This window comes from Streptomyces sp. NPDC001914 (genome assembly GCF_042891215.1).
Lineage (GTDB): Bacteria > Actinomycetota > Actinomycetes > Streptomycetales > Streptomycetaceae > Streptomyces.
Map to the genome: position 1 here is coordinate 21996 of NZ_JBIASW010000016.1, position 21721 is coordinate 43716.

The following is a 21721-nucleotide window of genomic DNA, read 5'->3' on the forward strand; positions in this document are numbered from 1 at the left end:
ACGGTTTCGGGCGGGCCGGGCGGCTTCGGTTTCCCCCGGATCGAGCCCGCCCGATCTCCCTGATCAAGAGGTCTCGGATCTGTCGGGCGGGCAACCTACCCTGTGCCCGTCCGTACTATCTGGGAGAAGCATGACAAGCAGGTTCACCGAGTTGGTCGTCGACTGCCACGATCCGGAGAGGCTCGCGGACTTCTGGTGCGAGGTCCTGGACTTCAAGGTGATCGACCGGGGCGAGGGAATGGTCGAGATCGGCTCCTGGGTGCCCACCGTCGAGGAAGTCCGGGCCCGCCAGATGCCGCCCACCCTGGTGTTCATCCGTGTGCCCGAGGGCAAGACCGTCAAGAACCGGCTCCACCTCGACGTCAGCCCGATCGACGGCAGCACCGAGGACGAGGTGACCAGGCTGCTCGGCCTCGGCGCCGCCACGGTGGACGTGGGCCAGGGCCCGGACCGGAACTGGGTGGTCATGGCCGACCCCGAAGGCAACGAGTTCGACGTCCTGCGCACCCTGGCACCCCAGGGCTAGAAGGATCGGTGCGGCGGGGCGCGACGGCCGCAAGACCGTCACACGCCCGCTCGAACGACGCGGAGTCATGTCGGCCGCGGTGCCCGCACGCCGCTTCCGGACGAAGCTGACGGGCGGTCCCCACTGGAAACCCACTCGCCCTGACCACGTCCTCGCGGACAACCTAGGGGCATGGAGTTCCTCTGCTACCACCGCGACCGGCGTGACTCCCTGCCGCTGCGCGACGAACTGCTGGAACGGCACTGGTCCTACATGGACCAGTACGCGAAGGAGATGATCGCCCGGGGCCCGACCCTCGCCGACGACGGCGACACACCCACCGGAAGCGTGCACATCCTCGACCTGCCCGATCCGGCCACCGCCCGCGCGTTCGCCTTCGACGAGCCCAACTACCAGGCCGGCGTGTACCGGGACGTGCTGCTGCGACGGTGGCGCAATCTGCTGGGGCGCACCATGTGGGACTTCCCCGGCGGCCGGACCGACGGCAACCGGTATCTGGTCCTCGGCCTCGGCGCGGGGCAGGCCGCCGATCTCAGGGTACCGCCGGACCAGGACGAACTCATCGCGTACGGGCCTCTGCTGGCCGACGACGGAACCACCTGGCTGGGCACCGCGGTTCTGCTCAGGGCACCGGACCCTGAGACGGCCCGCGCCGTCCTCACCCCTGACCGGTACGCCGACATCGAGGTGCACCACTGGCAGTTCGGCGGACGGCCCTCCTGACCGAGGGGCACCATCTCCTGCCCGGGGCAAGCGCCGACGCCCCTCGCCCCGGGCGGAGTTATGAAGTCCCGGGCCGACCGCTCGGTAGGGTGTCGCCATGACACCTGGCGCCTCCCGGGACCCGCTGCACGGCGGGCCTTCGGACTGGGAAGGCATCGTCGCCCGGTACGCGTGGGCCGATTCCGATGAGCTCGACGCCTACACCTTCTCCGTGATCGCGGGGAAGACGGTGGACGAGGTGATCCGGGCGTTCGGCGGCGATCCCGAGGTGTCATGGCTGATGACCTTCGCGGAAGCCGTGGAAGCGCAGGCGTCTCACCCGTACGAGGCGTACGACCTGCTCCGTGTGCTCACCGTCGGCCCACACGTCGTCGCCATCGAGTGGGGCCGCCACGGCAGTATCCCGGAGATCGCCAGACGGGCTTCGGCCGACGGCGGCGAGTTCTTCAGCTTGCACCGGAGCGTGAACGCCGGACTCCAGGTGATGCACGCCCGTGACGGCCGCGTGGACGGCATGTTCGACCCCTTCGAGTTCGAGGGTTCGGCTCGGACAGAACGAAAACCGGATCTCCCTGCTTGGGCGGCAGGAGTCACGTTCCACGGGGAGACCCTGTGCGCCGAGTCCTTCGCGCTCATGGAACGCACCATGGGTGTGGCTGTCGATTACGCCTGGTTGGGTACGGAGCTGCGCACGGCCCGGCTCAGCTCGCCCGCCGAGCTCTTCGGCCGGTCGAAGACGGCATGGCTTCCATGAACACGGCTGTGATCGGCTGACCTGTGGTGTTCCGGACCCAGGGACATTGGTCGCGCTGGGGGGCGGCCGTCTTGGCAGAGAGCAAGCGCGTCAGCCGAGAGCGTCGAGCAACTCGCGTTCACGCCGGGTGCTGAGGCCGGCGCGCCTGGCCCGGTCGAGTCCCTGCTCGCGCTCCCAGCGCAGTGTGTCGATCAGCAGATCCGACCGGGACCGGTGACGCAGCCCGGCGGCGGCCGCCGCGGCCCCGTTCCGGGCCGAGAAGCCTTCCCAGCCCGGCTCGACCACCCACATCGGCAGGGACTCGGGCCCCGCGAACTCGGCCACGCCGTTGGCCGACAGCCAGGCCGAGTCGGCGGTGACCACCGGACCGGTGTGCCCGCCGATGGTGCGGGACAGCTCGATCCACTCCTGGAACGGGACGACCGGGCCGACGGCGTCGTAGGTCCCGGTGCTCCCCGCCTCCGCGGCGTCGAGCAGCCAGGCGGTGAGGTCCCGTACTTCCACGACCTGAGTCGGCGCTTCTGGCGCGTCGGGAACCAGCATCGGCCCCTGCCGGTCACGCGCGGCGCGGGCCACCCAGTAGCCGGAGCGTCCGCTGTGATCGCCCGGGCCGCCGATGAGACCCGCGCGGGCGATGAGGAGCCGGTCGCCCACGACGGTCGCCGACGCCTGCTCGCAGGCGACCTTGGCCTCGCCGTACACCTCATGGTCGACCTCGCCCCGGTCCGTCGGGGCGAGGAGGTCCGCGGACTCGTCCGCGCCTGGGGCGGCATGGCTCGCATAGGCACTGACGGAGGAGACATAGGCCCAGTGCCGGGCTCTGCCTCCCAGTGCCTCGACCGCTCGGCGAACGAAGGCAGGCTGCCAGGACACCTCGACAACCGCGTCCCAGTCACGGTCGAGCAGACCTTCGTACGCCGAAGGATCGCGCCGGTCGGCGGCCACCAGCCTCGCCCCGTCCGCGACTCCCCCGCTCTCACCGCGAGCCAGGCACGTCACCCGGTGCCCGCGTTCGATCGCCTGCCGGGACAACTCCCGGCCCACCCATGCCGTACCGCCCAGAACCAGGATCTCCACTCCGCCACCCAAACACCCTGGAGGCCGGGCGCCCAAGCCGTTCTGCCGACAGCAGACCCGGGCGGCGACCCGAGCGGTGTGCGGCGCTCGCGGTGCGGCAGCCGCCGTCCGGCTCGGATCGGATGGTCCCCTACGGGGAGTCGGCCCGGGAACGGGCTTGTTCCGGGGCCCGTTCCGGAGTCTGTTCCGGCGCGGGTGCCGGGATGCCGCTGGTGGAGGTGAAGGTCGTCCGCCATGGCAGGAGGAGTGCGCTCGACAGACACAGCGCGCCGGCGATGAGCAGCGCGCCACGGACACCTGTCGCTTCGGCGATCAGCCCGCCGCCGATCATGAAGGCTGCCTGGCACGTCTTCGTGCCGACCGACCAGGATGTGGCGACGCGGGACATGAACGCGTCCTGGGTCACCTGCATGCGGTAGGTCGTGAACGACGGGTTGAAGACACCGGCGGCGAGGAGCAGACCGAAGTCGACGGCCACGATGGTGCACACGCCGAGGGCACCAGAAGGCGCCAGCGGCAGCAGGATCGTCCAGACCGTGCGGGCGACGCCGGAGAGGAGCAGAATCCGGCGCTGCCCGAACCGGCGGGTCAAGGGAGGGGCCAGACGTGATCCCAGTACGCCGCCCAGACACGGAAGGCCCAGGGCGAGCCCGTACTGCCAGGGCGTGAGGCCGAGGTCGCGCAGCATCAGGACGGCCATCAGCGGGGACGCCATCATGATGGCACCGCCGAAGAGCAGGGCGTTGCAGAACAGCGGGCGCAGCCCGGGATGCCGCAGGAGATACCGCCAGCCTGCGGCGATGTCGCGACCCAGGCGAGGGGCGGCGCCGAGTTCCGGTGGCGCCGGTTCGGGCCGTCGGATGCGACGGACACCCAGTGCTGATCCGAGGAAGGACGCGGCGTCGACCGCGATCGTGGCGGTGGCGCCCAGGACGCCGACCAGGAGGCCGCCGACCGGCGGGCCGGCGCTCACACTGATCCAACTGGTGGTCTCGAACAGGCTGTTGGCCCGAAGCCGGTGCTCGGGCCGGACAAGGGCCTTGAGGTGGGCACCGCTCGCCGCGTCGAACGCGATGGACGCGGCCGTCTGAAGGACGCCTACGGCACACAGCTGAACGAACGTGAGGCCGCCGAATGCCGCCGCGACCGGAACGCTCACCAGCACCGCGCAGCGCACCAGATCGGCCGTGACCATGACGGGGCGCTTGTACCGGTGCTCGATACGGACACCGAGCGGCAGCGCGATCAGCGCACTGGCCACCGCGGACAACGCCGTGAGAAGGGAGACCTGGAACGCCGAGGCGTGCAGCACCAGCAGGGCGACGAGCGGCAGCGCGCCCATGGCGACGGCACTGCCCGCGGCGCTGACTCCGTAGGCACCCCACAACCGTCGAAAGTCCTGCCCGAGCATGTCCCGCCGCACCAACGAACCCTCCCCCGCGTGAAGGCAGTCAGCATAGGGGCATCGCCTCTTGGCAGTGCTTCGCAAGAAGAGGAGGATGCCGCTTCCAGTGACGATCGGGGGAGAGTCATGACGGATCGAGGACTGACCGCCGAGGCGGAGCCTGACTTATCGCGCCGGGAGCACGTGTCGACCGCTGCCGCCTATGGCGTCGCTTGTCTGCTGCATATCCTGACGGCGAGCTTGCTGGTCGGCGGGCTGCTCCTGGTCGTTCTGCGCCTCAAGACGGTGGTGCAGCCGCTGATCGGACTGGTTCTGGTCCTGTCGGCCACCGTCCTGCGTCCACGGTGCGGAAGCCTCGACCCGGATCTGCCCACGCTGCCGCGGGAAGAAGCGCCCGCCCTGTACGCGCTGCTGGACGACGTGGCGGATGCGGTGGGCGCACGGCGCCTCGATGTCGTACAGGTCAGCCCGGATTTCTCCGTCCGGGCAACCACCTACGGAATACGACGCAGACGGCGACTGGTGCTCGGCTATCCCCTCTGGCTGACGTTCGCGCCACAGCAGCGAGTCGCCGCTCTCGCACATGAGTTGGGGCACTTGGCCTCCCACGATGTCCGACGCGGGGCGCTCGTCGGCAGCGCGCTCGCTTCACTGACGAGCGGCGCGGAACAGATGGAACATCAGCCCCTCCGAACGGAGGCGGCCTTCGAGACCTCGCCGCTGTCCCGGTACGCCGACGAGATGGCCATTGCAGCCCTCCGGTTCAACGCCCACGGCCGTACGGCCAGTTGGGCACTCTGGATCCCGGCCCTGCTCATGAAGGGCGCCGCCCGCCTCCTGACGCGACTCACACGGTCGAGCGCCCGGCGCGCCGAGTTCCAGGCGGACGCCGCCGCCGCGCGTGCTGCTTCCACACCGGCGGCCGTCTCGGCGTTGCGTGACCGGCGCCTGGCCGGCGCCGTCGCCATCGAGATGCACCGACTGACCGTCGCGGCACGAACCTTCGGCTGGACCGGCAGTACCCAGAGCGTGGACAAGGACTTCTGGGCGAAGGTCGGCACACTCACGCCATCGCTGCGCGACAGCGAGAGGAACGAGTCCGATCCCCTCGATCCAGGCCCCGGCGCGGCGGATTCCGAACCGCCGGGTCGGCAGGCCGAGGATTCCGGTCTCCCCGCCATCGGTCTGCGCGTGTCTCGACTGTCCATGGGCGAGCCTCTTCCGGCCACCGTCCTGCTGGACGCGGTCCGGGCCGACGCCATCGAGGACGAACTCGGTGAAGCGAAGCGCCTGCTGGCTCGCAGGATGGTCCAGGACTGCGTCCAGGCGTGACGTCGCATGGACGAAGGCACAAGGGTCGTCGGACGCGGCTGCTACCTTCCGAGCCATGACCGACAGCGTGTATGTGGGCAACGCGGGCAAGGACGCGGCACTGGACCGGGGGTGGCTGCTGGGGCACTTCCAGGACGCCTCCGATCCGCGGCACAGCCAGGACGTGGAGATCAAATGGGGCGTCCACCCGCGGGGAGATGAGCGGGCCCAGTGGGTGACGGGCGAGGAACGTACCGCCCTGCTGGTCCTCATCAGTGGCCGCTTCCGGGTGGAACTGCCCGGGCGCAGCGTGCTCTTGGCCGAGCAGGGGGACTATGTCGTGTGGGGGCGGGGTGTCGATCACTCCTGGTTCGCCGAGGAGGAGTCCGTGGTGCTGACGGTCCGCTGGCCCTCACTCCCTGGCTACAAGGCGACCGAGGCGACCGAGGCGACCGAGGCTGTGTAGCGCGATTCCGCCGCTGGTAACGGCCGCGCCTTGTCCGGGCGGCCAGTGGTGGCGTCGTGGCTGAAGGTTCCGCAGCTGCGGCCGGAGCCCGAGCCGGGCCCGGGACCCAAAGCCACCGCCGCAGCCACAGCCACAGCCACAGCCACAGCCAAGAGTTCAGGCCCCGCCAAGAGTTCAGGCCCAGCCTCAGGCTCAGCGAACCCGAGGGTTCTAGTGGCGGCGGGACCTGCCGGCCGCCACCGACTGCGGCCGGCCGGAACGGCTAGCGATTGACGGATCGCATGCCGGCCTCGTCGTAGCGCTCACCCGCCGCCTCGGGCAGTTCCGCGTCGATGCGCGCCAGGTCGTCCTTGGTCAGCTCGATGTCGACCGCGGCGGCGTTCTGCTCCAGATAGGTGCGGCGCTTGGTGCCCGGGATCGGCACCAGGTGCTCGCCCTGGGCCAGCACCCAGGCGATGGCCAGCTGGGCCGGGAGCACGTCCTTCTCGGCGGCGATCTCCTTCACCTTGGCCGCCAGCCGCATGTTCGCCTCCAGGTTGGCGTCCTGGAAGCGCGGGTTCTGGCGGCGCCAGTCGTTCGCGTCCAGCTCGTCCGGCGAGCTGAAGCGGCCGGCGAGGAAGCCGCGGCCGAGCGGCGAGTACGGCACGAAGCCGATACCCAGCTCGCGGCACGCGGGCAGCACCTCGGCCTCCACGTCCCGCGACCACAGCGAGTACTCGCTCTGCACCGCGGTGATCGGGTGTACGGCGTCGGCGCGGCGGATGGTCTCCGCGCTCGCCTCGCTCAGACCGATGGCCCGCACCTTGCCCTCGGCGACCAGTTCGCCCAGCGCGCCGACCGTCTCCTCGATGGGCACGTTCGGGTCGACCCGGTGCTGGTAGTACAGGTCGATGTGGTCGGTCCCCAGACGCTGCAGGGAGCCGTGGACCGAGCTCCGGACGTGCTCGGCCGAGCCGTCCTGCGGGCCGACCGTGCTGATGTCGCCCGGTACCGCGTCGTCCATCCGGTAGTTGAACTTCGTCGCGATCACGTAGTCGTCGCGACGCCCGCGGATCGCCTCGCCGAGGAGCGACTCGTTGGTGAGCGGCCCGTACATCTGCGCGGTGTCGAGGAAGTTCACCCCGAGGTCCAGGGCGCGCCGGATCGTCGCGACGCCCTCCTCCTGATCCGTGGATCCGTAGAAGGCGGACATGCCCATGCATCCCAGACCGATGGCCGACACCTCAAGGTCTCGCAGAGTGCGCTTCTGCATGACGTCTCCCCGCTTCCTGTGCTTACTCGCGTCTCGTCATGTCGTCATGTCGTCATGTGGATCACCGGGCGTTGAGCCCTTCATCCATCTAGCGACGAAATCCACGGCCGGGCATCTCGTGAGGCGCCGGGTCCGCGGCCTTCGTACGCCGTCGTGTCTGCGACGCTACGACCTGGAGCGCACTCCAGCGCAAGTCGGTCAGCCGGCGACGGGTTCCAGGTCGTTCCGGGGTGCGCGGTCCGATCCCGTACGCAGGATCCCGGCGGCCGCGGCGGTGATCACACACAGCAGGCTCAGCAGTACGAAGGTGTGGTTCAGGGCCACGACGTGGGTCAGCCAGCCGATGACGGCGGGGCCGGCGAGCATGCCGACGTAGCCGAGCCCGGCGACGCGGGAGACGTTCGCGCCGGCGGCCGCGGGGTCGGCGTGCCCGGCCGCGCTGAACAACTGCGGGACCGTGCCGGACAGGCCCAGGCCGAAGAGCGCCCAGCCCGCGAACGCGGCCCACATCCAGGGGCCGAGCGCCACGAGTGTGATGCCGACGCCCGCCATGGCCGCGCCGTGGCGCAGGATCGCCATGGAGCCGAACCGGGCCACGAGGCGGTCGGCGAGCAGTCGCCCGGTGGTCATGGCCGCGGCGAAGGTCCCGTAGGCGAAGGCGGCCGTGCCGGCGGGCGCCCCGAGGACGTCCTTGAGGTGCAGGGCGCTCCAGTCATTCGCGGCGCCCTCGCACAGCATGACCATCAGGGCCAGGACGGCGAGCATCCAGACCCGCCGCCCGGCACCGCGGGGCGCGGCGGCCGGTGCCGTCCCGGTCTCCTCCGTGGAGCCGGTGTCGGTTTCGGGGGCCGACGCGGGGGCGGCGGGCAGCAGGGTGCGTGCCCATGCCAGGGCGATCACGATGCCCACGGCTCCCATCGCGGCCATGCTCGCAAGCGGGTTCAGGCCCGCGCTCGCGGCTCCCGCCGCGACGAGCGCGGCGAGGACGCCGCCCACGGAGAAGGTGGCGTGGAAGCCCGACATGACGGGGCGGCCGTACGCTTTCTCCACGTGGACGGCGTGGGCGTTCATGCTCACGTCCAGGCAGCCGTTGCAGAACCCGAAGACCAGCAGCGCTCCCGCGAGGGCCCAAGGGGTCTGGGCGAGACCGGGCAGGACCAGCGCGGCACCGCACAGCACTCCGCTGACGGGGACCACGACGCGTGCGCCGAGGCGGTCGGTCAGGGGTCCGGCCATCTGCATTCCGAGGAAGGCTCCGAGCCCGAGCAGTACCAGCAGGCCACCCAGGGTCGCGTGACTGATGCCCACGCGCTCCTCCACGGCGGGAATGTGCACCACCCAGGCGCCCATCAAAGTGCCGCACAGGACGAAGTAGACATAGGTCGCCACGCGGGCGGCTCGAAGCGAAGAGTGCATGCCGTCACCGTAACGAACGATTCCGATGTTCGAAAGACCGGCTCTTGAACACATTGCATGTTCATTGTCTCGTGGTGTTCAATCCCGGTATGAGCAACGCAGAGCGGCACGGGCTGATCGCGAAGGCCGTCATGGACTCCGGCGGCGCCACGGTCCAGCAGCTCGCGGAGCTGACCGGCGCCTCGGAGATGACCATCCGGCGCGACCTCGACGTCCTGGCCGGCCAGGGTGTTCTCGAACGGGTCCGAGGCGGCGCGCGCACCCTGCTGCTCAGGGGCGAGGAGCCACCGTTCGCGCTGCGCAGCAACGAGTCGGTCGACGCCAAGCGCCGGATCGCCGCCGAGGTCTCCGCGCTCATCGCCGACGGAGAGAGCGTCCTGCTGGACAGCGGCACCACCTGCCTCGAAGTCGCCCGTCTCCTGCGCGAGCGCCCCGTCACCGTGATGCCGCTGTCCCTGCAGGCCATCCACCTGCTCGGCGAGACACCCGGTCCGGCCACGCTGGTGGTGCCCGGCGGACAGCCGCGCGCCGCCGAGGGAGCCCTCACCGGTCCCCTCACCCTGGCCTCCCTGGCGGCCCTGCGTTTCGACACCGCCGTTCTCGGATGCTGCGGGCTGAGTGCGGCCGACGGCCTGACCGCCTACGACCTCGACGAGGCCGCGGTGAAGAAGGCCGCCATCACCTCGTCACGCCGTGTCGTCCTCGCGACGGACGGCAGCAAGTTCGGCCGCACCGCCTACGCCTACGTCGGCCCCTCCACGCTCCTGCACACCCTTGTCACCGACACCACCGCACCCACCGAGGAGCTGGCCGCGGTCGAGAGCGCCGGCACCGTCGTCAAGACCGTCTGACCACCGTGCCGCGGTCGTGTGTCCGCCCTGCCGCGATCGTGCGTCCGCCGGGGCCCGCCCGACCCTCACGGAGGTGGGCGCGACGACCGTGAGTAGGGTGATGACATGCACATACGGGGGCGCAGGCTCAGATTCACCGCGGTATCGGCACTGGTCGTACTGGCCCTGACGGGCTTCTCGTCAGGTCGTGGTCACGGGCACCGCAGCCACGACAGCGGGGGCGGTTGCAGCAGTTCCGGCCAGGACCACGACAGTTCGTCGACCTCGGGCGGCACGTCGGGCGGCGGCTCGTCCGGCAGTGAGACGTACGGCAGTGACGCCGACGACTCGAGTACGAGTGCGGGTGACAGCGGCGGTGCCACGTACCGTTCCCGCCCCACCGGCCGGGCCACGACCACGGCGCCCTCGGCCCGCCACACCTCCCGGCCGCTCAAGGACGGGACCGCCGTGCTCATCCACTGCGCGAGCACGGACGACCCGTACGCGACCGTCGAGATCAGGAATCCGAACGGACGCGACGGCATCTTCACCGTGAAGATCGGCTTCAAGGACCGGAACGGCGTGACCATCGCGGAGACCGGCGATCAGGTGTCGGTGCCCGCGAAGGACAAGACCACCTACCGGGTACCGGTTGCCGGCACGGGCAACGTGGACCAGATCGCTCACTGCGAGGTCGATCCACGGGCTGCCGTCGTCCGGTAGGGCCCGGCGGAACTCACCACGGCCGGGACCTCCTTGGCCGCCCTCCACTACCGTGGCGTCCATGACGGTCCTGGTCATCGGCGGCAGTGGCTTCCTGGGAACCGAACTGGTCCGGCAGGCCGTCGCGGCGGGTCATGAGACGGCCGCGACGTTCGCGTCCCGCGCCGGCAGCGCCTCGGGCGCGACCTGGCATCCACTCGACATCAGGGACCCTCGGCATGTCGCCGCGGTGATCGCCGACGTCGCGCCCTCGGTCGTCGTCAACGCGTCCAGCGGACAGTCCGACTGGGCGGTGACCGCCGACGGCGCGATCCATGTGGCGCTGGCCGCCGCGGAACAAGGCTGCCGCCTCGCCCACGTCTCCAGCGACGCGGTGTTCTCGGGTGCGCGCGTCCGCTACGACGAGAGCAGTCTGCCCGATCCGATCACCCCCTACGGTGCGGCGAAGGCCGCCGCCGAGACGGTGGTGCGGCTGACGATGCCTGATGCCGTCGTCGCCCGCACCTCACTGATCCTCGGACACGGCCGCTCCCCTCACGAGCGCATGGTGCACGCCCTGGCGGCCCGCACCCGCCAAGGGGTCCTGTTCACCGACGACATCCGCTGCCCGGTCCATGTCGAGGACCTCGCCACCGCCCTGTGGGAGATCGCGCTGTCCGACGCGGTCGGCATGTTCCACCTCGCCGGGCCCGATGCGCTGAGTCGTTACGACCTCGGTGTGCTCATCGCCCGGAATCAGGGACTCGACGCCGCGGACCTGCCCGCCGGGCGGCGAGCCGACACCCAGCTGCCCGGTGCCCTCGACCTGCGCCTCGACAGCCGGGGCACACAGGGGCGCCTGGGGACCAGGATCCGTGGCGCCCGCGAGTTCCTCCGCGACGAGGGTCGCCCGGTGCGGGAGCCGTGGTGAGGTCGCGCGGCAACGCGCAAGGGCCTTGCTACCGTCGCGCCATGTCCAAGACCGAGATAGACGCAGTGACCGCCGAGTTCTTCGGTGCCTTCGACAACCGGGACGGCAAGGCTGCCGACGTGGCGCGGATCAGCCGACTGGTTCTCCCTGGCGGGGTGATCGTCAAGACCGGCCCCGAGTTCACCGTCTACACCGTGGACGAGTTCATCGAGCCCCGCCGGAAACTGCTGAGCGACGGCCGCCTGGTCGAGTTCTCCGAGTGGGAGACCTCCGAACGGACGGACATCGCGGGCGACATCGCCTCCCGGTTCAGCGACTACCGCAAGTCAGGGATCATGGACGGCCGACCCTTCGAGGGCGGCGGCACCAAGACCCTCCAGTTCGTACGCACTCCACAGGGATGGCGGATCACCGCGGTCGCCTGGCACGACCAGTCCTGACCGCACCTGCGTCCTGGCGACGACATGCGCTGGAGCGAGGGGACACACAGGCCGTGACGGCTCCAGCGACGGACGCCCGATGCCGGCCCTGCGCGCGCGGGAAGACCGTGACCGGGTGCTACGGGGGGGGACCTGGCCCGGCCTCGGCCGCCCGCAGCGGCTTCGGTCAGGACCCGCCGGGCACCTCCCACCAAGGTTCAATCCACTCAGACTTGACGACTCGTCAGAACCTTTACGCCCAGCCACCTTTGTCGAAACGCACCGAGAGTGGCACGCTCGTCACCACGCGCGCTTCCGTCGACTCCCGGGCGGGACCGGCGGAAGCGCGCCCGTCATGGCACACTGCGGCCATGCCCGACGGTCCCACCTCCGCGACGCCCCATCTCCGGCCGGATCCGCCCCGCGTGGCCTGGCGCAAGGAGATGCGCGAGCGGGTCATCGCCGAAGCCAGATCGCTCGCCGCCGAAGACGGCTGGGACCGCGTCCGAGTGGCCGACCTCGCGGTGCGCGCCGACGTGTCACGCCCGTCGATCTACAAGGAGTTCGGCGACCGGGCGGGGATCGGCCGCGCCCTGGTGGAGCGCGAGACGGACGAGTTCCTCGTCGGCCTCGCCGCGGTACTGGACTCCCATCGTGGCCGGCTCGCCCCGGCCCTGGAGGCGGCCGTGGCCCACGCGCTGGAGCAGGCGGCGGTCAATCCGTTCGTCGGTGCCGTACTGACGGCCACGCGCGGGGGGACCGATGCCCTGCTGCCCTTCCTGACCAGCAGACCCGAGCCCGTCTTCTCCAGCACGCGGCGGCTGCTCTGCGCATGGCTGGGCGAAACGGTCCCGCAGGCCGCCGAGGACCGCCGCGCCGCGGCCGCCGATCTGGCCGTGCGCCTCACCGTCAGCCACATGATGCTGCCCGCCGATGACCCGGGAGCGACCCCGCGCCTCATAGCGCGGACCGTGTCCACGGTCCTCGGAGCGCCGGAACAGGGCTGACGTCCGCGCCGCCGTCCGTTCCATGGAGGCAGGCGCCGGACAGAAGGAATCACCTCCGTCGCGCCGTCCGGCATGAGCGCCACCGCGACGCCGCGGCTTCAGCGCCGAGATCTCGAACGGCGCCAAGGCCGGCGAACGCCGAAGCGGGGCCGGCCGGGACCGGCGGGTGCCGGGTGAGAAGACGATCACTCTTCAGGAAGGACGCGCCGGACGGACGGAACGGCGCTCGGACACCGAAGACTGACGGGCCGACCCCGCCACGGCCCATGTTGCTGCATCGATATCGCTATTGCAAGATATTCGCAATAACGTCGGGCTGGCGTCCCGGAAATCGACCGGCGACCGGGCCCCAGGCGGGCGGCCTGGGGCTTCGGTCGCGTCGGAGCTTCGGCCGGGGTCGGCCGGGCCTGGTCAGGCAGTCGCCTCCGCAGGAGCGAGGTCCTCAGTCTCCTGTCGTACGACCCGTCGACGCCTGGCGGGCAGGCCCACCGTCGGGTTGGCGACACCCCAGGCCGCACCCTTGCAGATCAGCTCCTTGTACAGGGCGGCGGTGCGGCCCGTCAGGGCGCGGTCGACCGCTCGGTCGTCGGCGGTGACGAACTGGATCAGGCCCTCCTTGCGGCCGAGGGAGATGCACTGCTGGAAGTAGCGGATGGCGACGTGCGGGACCTTGGTCCCGGCGAGCCGGGCGGCGATGGCGTCGGCGGCCTGCCAGGCCATGGGGACGCCCGAGGCGCAGGACATGCGCAGGGGCTTGTCCTGGGGGCCGATGGCCATCGCGGCGTCACCCACGGCGTAGACGTCCGGGTGGGAGACCGAGCGCATCGTGGCGTCGACCACGATCTGTCCGCGCTCGGTGACTTCTAGGGTGGTCGCCCGGGCGATCGGGTGGACGGCGAAGCCGGTGGTCCAGACAGTCACCGCGGCGGGGACGGTCCGGCCGTCGGAGGTCGTGACGCCGTCCTCCGTCACGGCGGTGACCGCCGCGTGCTCGTGGACCTCGATGCCGAGCCCGTCGGTCACCTTCCGCAGGTGGGCGCGGCCCTTCGCCGAGAGCCAGTCGCCGAGGGCGCCGTGGGCGGCCAGCGAGACGCTGAGGTCCAGCCGGGCCTCGGCGATCTCGGTCGCGGCCTCCACGCCGGTCAGGCCGCCGCCCACGACGACCACGGGCTTGCCGGCCTCCAGGGCGGCGAGGCGTTCGCGCAGGCGGCGGGCGCCGGGCCGGCTGGCCAATTCGTCGGCGTGCTCGGCGACGCCGGGGACGTCTCCGTCGTTCCAGCCGCTACCGAGGGCGTAGACCAGGGTGTCGTACGAGAGCTCGGCCGGGCCGTCGGTGCCGGTGACGGAGACCGTCCTGCGGTCCACGTCCACGGCGGTGACGCTCGCGAGCCTCAGCTCCACCCCCGTACCGGCGAACATCTCGTCGAAGGGCCGGGGCTTGAGGTCCTGGCCCGCGGCGAACTGGTGCATCCGGACGCGTTCGACGAAGTCGGGCTCGGGGTTGACGAGGGTGATGGCGACGTCCTCGCGGTGCAGCCTCTTGGCGAGGCGGCCGGCGGCGACGGCTCCGGTGTATCCGGCTCCAAGGACGACGATGCGGTGCAGCATGTCCGTGCTCCTGTCTGGACGGGTCCGCCGTTGTCCGGCGTGGTGTCGCCCCTTGAACCGGGCAGCCCCGCGTTTCCTGACAGGATCGGAATGTGACCTGCGCCACACCACATCAGCGCCACACTGCATCAGAGGGTGTAGAGCGGGCCCTCCCCGTGGTCCGTGGCGGCCCACTGCTCGGTCGCGCGGACGAGCTTGTCGGGGTTGACCTGGCTGCGGACCGCCACGATGCCGTCCGCGGTGACCTCCAGGCAGGTGATCCCGACGACCCGGCCGTCCACGACCGCGACGATCGCGGGTCCCCCGTTGGCGATCGTGGCGTACATGTCGGGCGCTCCGCCGATGTACTTCCGCTTGGCGTCGCTGGGCTTGAACAGTCCCCGCAGGAACGTGGCGACCGCCTGCGCGCCCTCGAACGCCTTCGCGCGGGCCGGGATCTTGCCGCCGCCGTCGCCGACGGAGACGGCGTCCTGGGTGAGCAGGCGGACCAGCGGTTCGGTGCGGCCGCTGGTCGCCGCCGCCAGGAACTCCTCGACGATCCGCCGGGCGGTGGCCTCGTCGACCTCGGTGCGCGCCCTGCCCTCGGCGACGTGCTTCTTGGCCCGGTGGTAGATCTGCTGTCCGGTCGCCTCGGTGATGTCCAGGATCTCGGCGATCTCCCGGTGCGGGTAGTCGAAGGCCTCCCGCAGCACGTACACCGCCCGTTCCTTGGGCGACAGGCGCTCCAGCAGGACGAGGACGGCGTACGAGACGGACTCGCGCTGTTCGGCGGTGTCGGCGGGGCCGAGCATCGCGTCGCCGGCGAGCAGCGGTTCGGGGAGCCACCGGCCCACGTACGTCTCCCGCCGCGCGCGGGCCGAAGTGAGCTGGTTGAGGCAGAGGTTGGTGAGGACCTTGGTCAGCCAGGCCTCGGGCACCTCGATCCGGCCGATGTCGGCGGCCTGCCAGCGCAGGAAGGTCTCCTGCACGGCGTCCTCCGCCTCACCCGCCGAGCCGAGCAGCCGGTAGCCGATGGCCTCCAGCCGGGGCCTGGCTGCCTCGAACCGGTCCACGTCACTCATGCTCAGGGCCATGCCCGCGATCTTAGGCGCCCGCGCGCCGGAACGGCAGGCGGCCCTCCGTCCGGCAAGGACCGGGTCCCGCACACCTGTTGACCGCCACGACCGACGCGTACTGCGGTACGCGGACGAGAGCACGCCAGGCGGTACGGGCCCGACGCCGGGCGAACGGGATCGAGCCCGGCGCCGCCGGACGCTATTCCGTGAAGGTGAGTGAACGAAGGTCCGCGTCCAGCAGCCGCGTCAGTTCACCCACCCGTCCACCGCCGTCGGGTGCCGCCGGGAAGCGACGGAGTACGTCCACCACGACCGGTGTCGCGAGGCGCACCGCTCGCGCGATGTGTTCGGCACCGGTGCCCGGCTCGTCACCGGCCGCGAGTTCGGCCGCCCTGGCGGCGTGTGCGGCGGCTCCGAGAATGTGCTTCACCTGGGTCGCCTTGGCCAGCGGATGCAGGTAGGCGGCGCCCGCCGCGGCCATCGCCGCCCGGGCGGCCTCACGAGCGGCCGCCGTGTCCGCGTTCTTGGCCGCTTTCAGGGCCGCCCACGCCGTGTCGCGCAGCGGCTTCCCCCGTTCGCCGCCCCGAGCGAAGTCCCACGCGGCGCCGACGGCCTCGCGCGGCCGCGCGTCGTCCGGCCGATCGGTCTCGAACACCTCCAGCACCACGTCCGCGCACGCCGCGGCGAACCCGGTGACCTCACGAAGCTCCTGCTTGCTCAGAGCGATCTCACTCTCGTCCCCTGCCACGCCTCCATCCTCGGCCATCGCGGTGGATGGGCCGGGGGCAGGGGGCAGGGGTTCCGGAGGCCCGCGAGAGCCCGGAACGGGCAGGGCGAGGCGGACGCAGGCGGGCCCGGGCGTGGGGCGGGTGCCGCGCGCCATACGTGTGAACCTGCACCAGGCACTTTGACCTGCGGCGTGCCGCGAGGCGTCCCGCGGCGGCTTCCCCCTTAGCTAGAGGTCTTCTCGCGGTTCAGCAACCGCTGGCCTGCCTGATCGACGCGACCGGAGGAGAAGACATTGGGCACACAACCATCCGCTGTGATGTCCCGTGCCGCGACCGTGCGCCGTATCGACGCACTGTTCCGGGCCATGGAGACGGACTTTCTCCTGCGAGAGCAGTTCATCACCGGTCCGTCCCAGATCCTGATGGACTACCTCGCGGGCCCGTCCGTCTCGGATGAGGAGGCGGCCCTCACCGACCGGCTCATCTACTCGGTGTTCGCCAGCCCGAAGCTGCTGCAGTGGTTCGAGGAGTACGTGCGCCTGCACCGGGACGAGGTGCCCACCGGCGGACAGTTCCTCGCCGACTTCTGCGAGGCGACCGTCAGCCACGGTGCCCGGGAAGTCGTAGCCACGCTGATGCACGGATGCGCGGCGGATACCGGGCTCTACGGGCTCACCGACGATCTGCTGCACTACTTCGTCAACCTCCATGTCGCGCAGACCATCGCCGCCCAGAGGGACGGTGGACAGGAGGCGCAAGCGGCGGCGGACCAGGAGAACGTCGGCATCCAGGCCCGGGGCACCACTCCGTTCGTCACGAACATCACCTGGACCACCTACGTCCACGTCCAGGCGGAGGACGACGCCCAGGCGTTCAGTGCGCAGTTCGTGCCCGCGTACGCCTCGGTGACCCTCAACGGTCTGGCCCGCTACGCGGTGGAGCTCCAGGCACGCGACGTCTTCCGGCTCGGATGAACCGCGCGGAGGATCGGTGGGACGCCGGATCGGTGGTCGCCCGTGCGAGGGCGGCTGCCGGAACCGGCCGTGCGGAGGACGCGGCGCGTGTTCTCCGCGACACCGTCCGGGCCGACCCTCAAAACCCCTTGCCGCGCCGCGAGTTGGCGCTCCTACTGGCGACTTCGGGGCGCCGGGACGAGGCCCTGCCGCTGCTGCGGGACGAACTGCGCCCGGCCGCCGATGGTTTGGCGTGGGCGCCGGACGTGCTCAAGGCGGCCCTGGAGCACAGCGACTTCCCGTTCGCCGAGGCGTGCGCCTCGCTCTTCGCCCAACTGCGCTGGGGCACTTCCTCCGACCCGGCGGCGCGCTCGACCATCCCCCTGAGCGTCCCGAAGCTGCAGCACGACATCGACCAGATGCACTACCTGCGACGCCTCGGGCTGCTGGGCACGGAGTACGGCCCGGTCATCGACGCCTACCAGGCTGTCCGTGACCGGCTGGCGGCTCAAGGCCCCGACGCCCGGGAGCCCTTGGACTCCGATGCCAACCGGTGCATCGCCGGCACCTACAACCGTCTGCTGCACGTGCGCGACTCACCGCGCATCGCGCGAGCCCTGTCCCGGCGCTGGGATCCCGCGTGCGTCGAGGAGCAGTACCTGGCGAACGCGCCCGGTGTGGTGTACGTGGACGACTTCCTCACGGAGGAGGCGCTGGCCGAGCTGTACCGGTTCTGTCTGGAGTCGACGGTCTGGTTCGGCAACCGCTACGCCCACGGCCGGCTCGGCGCACTCATGCAGGACGGGTTCATGTCGCCCCTGCTCATGCAGATCGCCGAGGAACTGCGGGCCGCCCTGCCCCGGCTCATCGGAGACCGATACCCGCTGCGTCAGATGTGGGGCTTCAAGTGCGGTCCCCAGGTGCCGGCCGACGTCACGACGCACGCCGACTTCGCCGCCGTCAACGTCAACTTCTGGGTCACCCCGAACGACGCCAACGCTGACGAGAACTCGGGCGGCCTGGTCGTGCACGACGTGGACGCGCCCCTGTCCTGGGGCTTCGACACGTACAACGGCCGCCAGGACGTGATCCGGCCGTTCCTGCGAGGCCGACGGGCCCGCAGCATGACGATCCCCTACCGGCAGAACCGGGCCGTGATCTTCAACTCCGACCTCTTTCACGCCTCGGACGCCGTCCGCTTCCACCCCGGCTACGAAAATCTCCGCATCAACGTGACCATGCTGTACGGGGACCGCGAGGCGGAGGTCGATCATCCCCGGCTGTCGGGCACCGGCACGGCGGGTCTCCGGCCGGCGTGGCGGTCGGCGGCGTTCACGCGGACGGGTATGCGAGGCGTCCGGGTGCGAGCGTCACGTGGGCGTGGATAGCCGGGAGTTGCGGGATGGCACGGCCTCAGTGGCTGACGTGGAACTCGTTCCCGGCCGCGTCGAGGAACTCGCCTGGTTTCGCGTCGGGTCGGGTGACCTCCAGGCGCAGCCTGTTCCGTCCCGCCTTCGGCGCCGCGGGCGGCCCCATCACCAGGGAGACGGGGCTGGAGGGTTCGTGGCGCAGCCGGACGCCCCAATCATGCTGCTCGACCGCGTGCCATCCCGCCTCGGACTGCCAGAACGTCGCTTGAGCGTGGCGGTCCTCCTCGGCGACGTCGAGGCAGACGGCCACGAGGCCGGAGTCGGCGAGCACGCCGGGGTGTCCGGGCCGCAGCACGCAGAATTCGTTGCCCTCCGGATCGGCCAACACGTCCCAGGGAACGTTCCCTTGACCGATGTCGACCGGCCTCGCCCCGAGTGCGACCAGGCGTGCCACCTCGGCTTCCCAGTCCGGTCCCCCGGCCAGGTCGAGGTGAAGTCGGTTCTTGTGCGACGACGGCTTCGGCGTCACGGTCGGCACGAACCGCAGGCGCAGACCGCCCGTGCGGCCCTGTACCGCGTCCCGCCAGAAGCGGTCCATGCGCCCGGCGTCCAGCGCGTCGACCACGATCCCCGTCAGCATCCCGTTCCCCCAACCCGTCGAATCCGTCCGCTCGTCATTGTCCGCCAACGGGTGATCTTCGCGCGGGTCGTCGTCGGCATCGCCGCCGTCGTGGTGGGCCCGGCCGATACTCCGGCCATGAAATCAGCCCGGTCCCAGAAGCGGTCGCGACGTGTCGTCGCCGCCGCACTCACCGCACTCGTCGCTCTGAGCACACCGGCCGTGGCCGTCGGCGGTGCCGCGGGCGAGGGCGGTCATCGCCGGCCCTGCACCGGTTCCCGGATTCCCGACCGCGGTCGGGCACAGGACGTCCTGCGGGTCGCGGAGCAGGCCAGGAAGGAGATGGATCTCAAGTCCGTGACGCTGCGGGTCACACTCGACGGCCGCGAGATCGTCACCACCGCCCTCGGCGAGTCGATGACCGGGGTCCCGGCGGACCCCGCCATGCACTTCCGCAACGGCAACGTGGCCATCAGCTACATGGGCACCGCGCTGCTGAAGCTGGTCGATCAGGGCAAGGTCGACCTGGACGACCCGGTCGCGCGCTGGCTGCCCGGCCTCGCCGACGGGCGGCGGATCACCCTGCGGATGCTGGGCGCCTCGACCACCGGTCTCGTCGACTACGTGACCGCCCCCGGATTCGGCGAGGCGGTCTACGCGAACCCGTTCCGCCAGTGGACGGCGAAGGAACTGGTGGCCATCTCCACGAGCCTGCCGCGCTGGTACGCGCCGGGCACCAACTGGAGCTACTCGCACGCCAACTTCGTCCTCCTGGGCGCCGCCCTGGAGAAGATCACCGGGACCCCGCTGGACGTGCTGCTCCAGCGGGAGGTGCTCGACCCGCTCGGACTGCACGAGACCCGCAACAGCTTCACGCCCGGCATCCCCTCCCCCGTCCTGCACGCCTTCACCTCCGACCGGGGCACGTACGAGGAGTCCAGCTTCTGGAACCCCTCGTGGACGACCGCTCCCGGCGCGGTGGAGACCACCGACATCTGTGACCTGGCCCGCTCCGCGGCCGGCGTCGGTTCGGGCGAACTGCTCTCCTCCTCCGCCTACCGGGAACTGCTGAACCCCGGGACGGTGGGGCTCGGCACGCCCACCGCCAAGTGCCCCGCGACGGTCTGCATCGCCCAGACCGAGGCCACCCATTACGGCATGGGCGTGCTCGTCCTGGGTGACTGGGTGTCGCAGCACCCGTTGTTCTTCGGCTACTCCGCCTCGATGGCGTACCTGCCGTCCCAGCGCCTGGCCATCGCGGTCTCGACGACGCAGGGACCCGACACCCCGGCCGGTCACACCGCGCACACGATCACCCAGCGCATCGCCGCGGCGCTGGCTCCCGGGCACCCGATCCCCGACTTCGGCTGACCGCGCGGCTCAGGTGGTGGGGATGCGGACCGTCTCCACCCAGCTCGGGGGCTGCGGTGCGGTCGAGCCGATCAGGGCCGCGATGACGCGGCAGGGCAGGTTCTGATCGGGCCAGGGAGTGAGCCCGTCGGTGAGGACGACGACGATGTTGGGGCGGTCCGGCATCGCGAGCGCGGCCTCGATGCCGACGCGCATGTCCGTGCCGCCACCGCCGCCCAGGGTGATCTGTTCGGTGGCCACGACCCGGGACACGGCCTGGACATCGGCGTCGCACGCCAGCACGGTCACGCGATTGCCTCGTACACCCACCTCCCGCAGGACTCCCGTCACCTCCGCGAGGGCGGCGGCCAGTTCGGCATCGCCCATCGAACCGGAGGTGTCGATGACCACGGCCACCCTCGGCAGCGGCCGGCGCAGGCTGGGCATCACGACACCGCGCAGCGCCGGGGTGCGGCGCGAGGGGCGGCGATAGGTGTAGTCGACGGCTCCGCCCGCCCACGCTGCGGCTTCGCGGACGGCGCCGGACAACGCCTGGCGCCAGTCCACCGTGGGTTCCAGGATCTCCTCGGCCCAGCGTTGCCAGCCCCCGGGCAGGGTGCCGTGCGAGCGTTGATGGGCGCGCATCGCGTCGGCGGTCTGCCGCCGCAGTGCCTGTGCCTCGATGTCCCCGATGCGTGCGGTCCCGGACTCTCCCGGCAGCTCCCAGGGTGCGGGCCGGCCGTGGGCACCCGATCCGCAGTCCGGTGTACGTACCTCGGGGGGCAGCCGGTCCAGGTACTCCTCGAACAGCCGGCCCTCGGGAAGGCCGAACAGCCGTGGTTCCATGCGCCCTTCGGGCAGACGCAGTCCGTCGGAGAGCAGATCGTCGTTGATCTCGCAGTCCTGGGCGACGTTGACGCGGTGCCCGTCGCGCTGGGCGGCGGCGGGGAGCCGGTCAGCCCGGCCGTGGTGGTGGCGCAGCAGGTGCGCCACCTCGTGCACCCACACGCCCGCGAGCTCGGGCACCGCTGTTGCCTCGACGAAGGCGGGGGACACGTAGCAGCGCCAGTGCCGGTCCACTCCCATCGTGGGCACCTGTGTGCTCGGCACGACGGTCAGGGAGTACAACGCGGCCGCCAGATAGGGCCGGTCGCTCGCCGCCCGGTACCGGGCGGCGAGCAGTTTGGTCATGTCCAGGGCACCACGGGCGTCCCCCGTG

At 71.1% G+C, this 21721-nt stretch carries 22 protein-coding genes; 13 read left to right on the forward strand and 9 right to left on the reverse strand.

What is annotated here, in order from left to right; genetic code table 11:
* Positions 1-130 precede the first annotated feature (130 nt).
* The 3 genes from ACFYYF_RS33155 to ACFYYF_RS33165 all read left to right on the forward strand — a co-directional run bounded on the left by ACFYYF_RS33155 (position 131) and on the right by ACFYYF_RS33165 (position 2003).
* Positions 131-526, forward strand: a complete 396-nt coding sequence (locus ACFYYF_RS33155; RefSeq protein WP_388781142.1) for a VOC family protein — start codon at positions 131-133, stop codon at positions 524-526.
* Positions 527-697: 171 nt separating this feature from the next.
* On the forward strand, positions 698-1249 hold the full coding sequence (locus ACFYYF_RS33160; protein WP_388781144.1) for a YciI family protein: 552 nt from the start codon (positions 698-700) through the stop codon (positions 1247-1249).
* Between the two features lie 97 nt (positions 1250-1346).
* Positions 1347-2003 carry a DUF6461 domain-containing protein gene (locus ACFYYF_RS33165; RefSeq protein ID WP_388781146.1) on the forward strand — a complete coding sequence of 219 codons (657 nt, stop codon included), beginning with the start codon at positions 1347-1349 and terminating at the stop codon, positions 2001-2003.
* A gap of 90 nt (positions 2004-2093) precedes the next feature.
* Here ACFYYF_RS33165 and ACFYYF_RS33170 read toward each other — a convergent pair whose 3' ends face one another.
* Positions 2094-3080, reverse strand: coding sequence for an NAD-dependent epimerase/dehydratase family protein (locus ACFYYF_RS33170; RefSeq protein WP_388781148.1), 987 nt, complete (start codon positions 3078-3080; stop codon positions 2094-2096).
* Between the two features lie 130 nt (positions 3081-3210).
* Positions 3211-4491, reverse strand: a complete 1281-nt coding sequence (locus ACFYYF_RS33175; RefSeq protein ID WP_388781150.1) for an MFS transporter — start codon at positions 4489-4491, stop codon at positions 3211-3213.
* Positions 4492-4521: 30 nt separating this feature from the next.
* On the opposite strand from ACFYYF_RS33175, the gene ACFYYF_RS33180 reads away from it, so the two are divergent.
* Positions 4522-5817, forward strand: a complete 1296-nt coding sequence (locus ACFYYF_RS33180; protein WP_388781152.1) for a M48 family metallopeptidase — start codon at positions 4522-4524, stop codon at positions 5815-5817.
* A 55-nt stretch (positions 5818-5872) separates the two neighbouring features.
* A complete protein-coding gene (locus ACFYYF_RS33185; protein WP_388781154.1) occupies positions 5873-6262 on the forward strand; it encodes a signal peptidase I in 390 nt (129 codons plus the stop codon).
* A gap of 262 nt (positions 6263-6524) precedes the next feature.
* Here ACFYYF_RS33185 and ACFYYF_RS33190 read toward each other — a convergent pair whose 3' ends face one another.
* Together ACFYYF_RS33190 and ACFYYF_RS33195 are read right to left on the reverse strand one after the other, a co-directional pair.
* Positions 6525-7514 (reverse strand): aldo/keto reductase, encoded by a 990-nt coding sequence (locus ACFYYF_RS33190; RefSeq protein WP_388781156.1) that lies wholly within the window; start codon positions 7512-7514, stop codon positions 6525-6527.
* A 198-nt stretch (positions 7515-7712) separates the two neighbouring features.
* Positions 7713-8930: an MFS transporter gene (locus tag ACFYYF_RS33195; RefSeq protein WP_388781158.1), complete on the reverse strand. Its 1218-nt coding sequence runs from the start codon at positions 8928-8930 to the stop codon at positions 7713-7715.
* An 89-nt stretch (positions 8931-9019) separates the two neighbouring features.
* Between ACFYYF_RS33195 and ACFYYF_RS33200 the strand changes: the two genes are divergently transcribed.
* From ACFYYF_RS33200 to ACFYYF_RS33220, 5 genes are all read left to right on the forward strand, one after another.
* Positions 9020-9781 (forward strand): DeoR/GlpR family DNA-binding transcription regulator, encoded by a 762-nt coding sequence (locus ACFYYF_RS33200; protein WP_388781160.1) that lies wholly within the window; start codon positions 9020-9022, stop codon positions 9779-9781.
* A gap of 105 nt (positions 9782-9886) precedes the next feature.
* Complete coding sequence (locus ACFYYF_RS33205; RefSeq protein ID WP_388781162.1) at positions 9887-10483, forward strand: hypothetical protein; 597 nt, start codon at positions 9887-9889, stop codon at positions 10481-10483.
* Positions 10484-10544: 61 nt separating this feature from the next.
* A complete protein-coding gene (locus tag ACFYYF_RS33210; protein ID WP_388781164.1) occupies positions 10545-11393 on the forward strand; it encodes an SDR family oxidoreductase in 849 nt (282 codons plus the stop codon).
* Between the two features lie 41 nt (positions 11394-11434).
* Positions 11435-11833, forward strand: coding sequence for a nuclear transport factor 2 family protein (locus ACFYYF_RS33215; RefSeq protein WP_361685201.1), 399 nt, complete (start codon positions 11435-11437; stop codon positions 11831-11833).
* Positions 11834-12183: 350 nt separating this feature from the next.
* A complete protein-coding gene (locus ACFYYF_RS33220; RefSeq protein WP_388781166.1) occupies positions 12184-12819 on the forward strand; it encodes a TetR/AcrR family transcriptional regulator in 636 nt (211 codons plus the stop codon).
* 411 nt (positions 12820-13230) lie between these two features.
* Here the strand turns inward: ACFYYF_RS33220 and ACFYYF_RS33225 are convergent, their stop codons facing one another.
* From ACFYYF_RS33225 to ACFYYF_RS33235, 3 genes are all read right to left on the reverse strand, one after another.
* Complete coding sequence (locus tag ACFYYF_RS33225) at positions 13231-14427, reverse strand: NAD(P)/FAD-dependent oxidoreductase (protein WP_388781168.1); 1197 nt, start codon at positions 14425-14427, stop codon at positions 13231-13233.
* A 128-nt stretch (positions 14428-14555) separates the two neighbouring features.
* The gene (sigJ, locus tag ACFYYF_RS33230; RefSeq protein ID WP_388781170.1) at positions 14556-15500 is read right to left on the reverse strand and encodes an RNA polymerase sigma factor SigJ; all 945 of its coding nucleotides are present in this window, start codon (positions 15498-15500) and stop codon (positions 14556-14558) included.
* 181 nt (positions 15501-15681) lie between these two features.
* Positions 15682-16230, reverse strand: coding sequence for a putative immunity protein (locus ACFYYF_RS33235; protein WP_388781172.1), 549 nt, complete (start codon positions 16228-16230; stop codon positions 15682-15684).
* Between the two features lie 297 nt (positions 16231-16527).
* Between ACFYYF_RS33235 and ACFYYF_RS33240 the strand changes: the two genes are divergently transcribed.
* Both ACFYYF_RS33240 and ACFYYF_RS33245 read left to right on the forward strand, forming a co-directional pair.
* Entirely contained in the window at positions 16528-17184 is a 657-nt protein-coding gene (locus ACFYYF_RS33240) for a hypothetical protein (protein ID WP_388781174.1), read from the forward strand.
* Between the two features lie 128 nt (positions 17185-17312).
* Positions 17313-18551 carry a hypothetical protein gene (locus ACFYYF_RS33245; protein WP_388781176.1) on the forward strand — a complete coding sequence of 413 codons (1239 nt, stop codon included), beginning with the start codon at positions 17313-17315 and terminating at the stop codon, positions 18549-18551.
* A 25-nt stretch (positions 18552-18576) separates the two neighbouring features.
* On the opposite strand, the gene ACFYYF_RS33250 is transcribed toward ACFYYF_RS33245, so the two are convergent.
* Positions 18577-19173, reverse strand: a complete 597-nt coding sequence (locus ACFYYF_RS33250) for a VOC family protein (RefSeq protein ID WP_388781178.1) — start codon at positions 19171-19173, stop codon at positions 18577-18579.
* 117 nt (positions 19174-19290) lie between these two features.
* Between ACFYYF_RS33250 and ACFYYF_RS33255 the strand changes: the two genes are divergently transcribed.
* Positions 19291-20523 (forward strand): serine hydrolase domain-containing protein, encoded by a 1233-nt coding sequence (locus tag ACFYYF_RS33255; protein WP_388781180.1) that lies wholly within the window; start codon positions 19291-19293, stop codon positions 20521-20523.
* Positions 20524-20532: 9 nt separating this feature from the next.
* Here ACFYYF_RS33255 and ACFYYF_RS33260 read toward each other — a convergent pair whose 3' ends face one another.
* Entirely contained in the window at positions 20533-21693 is a 1161-nt protein-coding gene (locus ACFYYF_RS33260; protein ID WP_388781182.1) for a VWA-like domain-containing protein, read from the reverse strand.
* Positions 21694-21721: the final 28 nt, after the last annotated feature.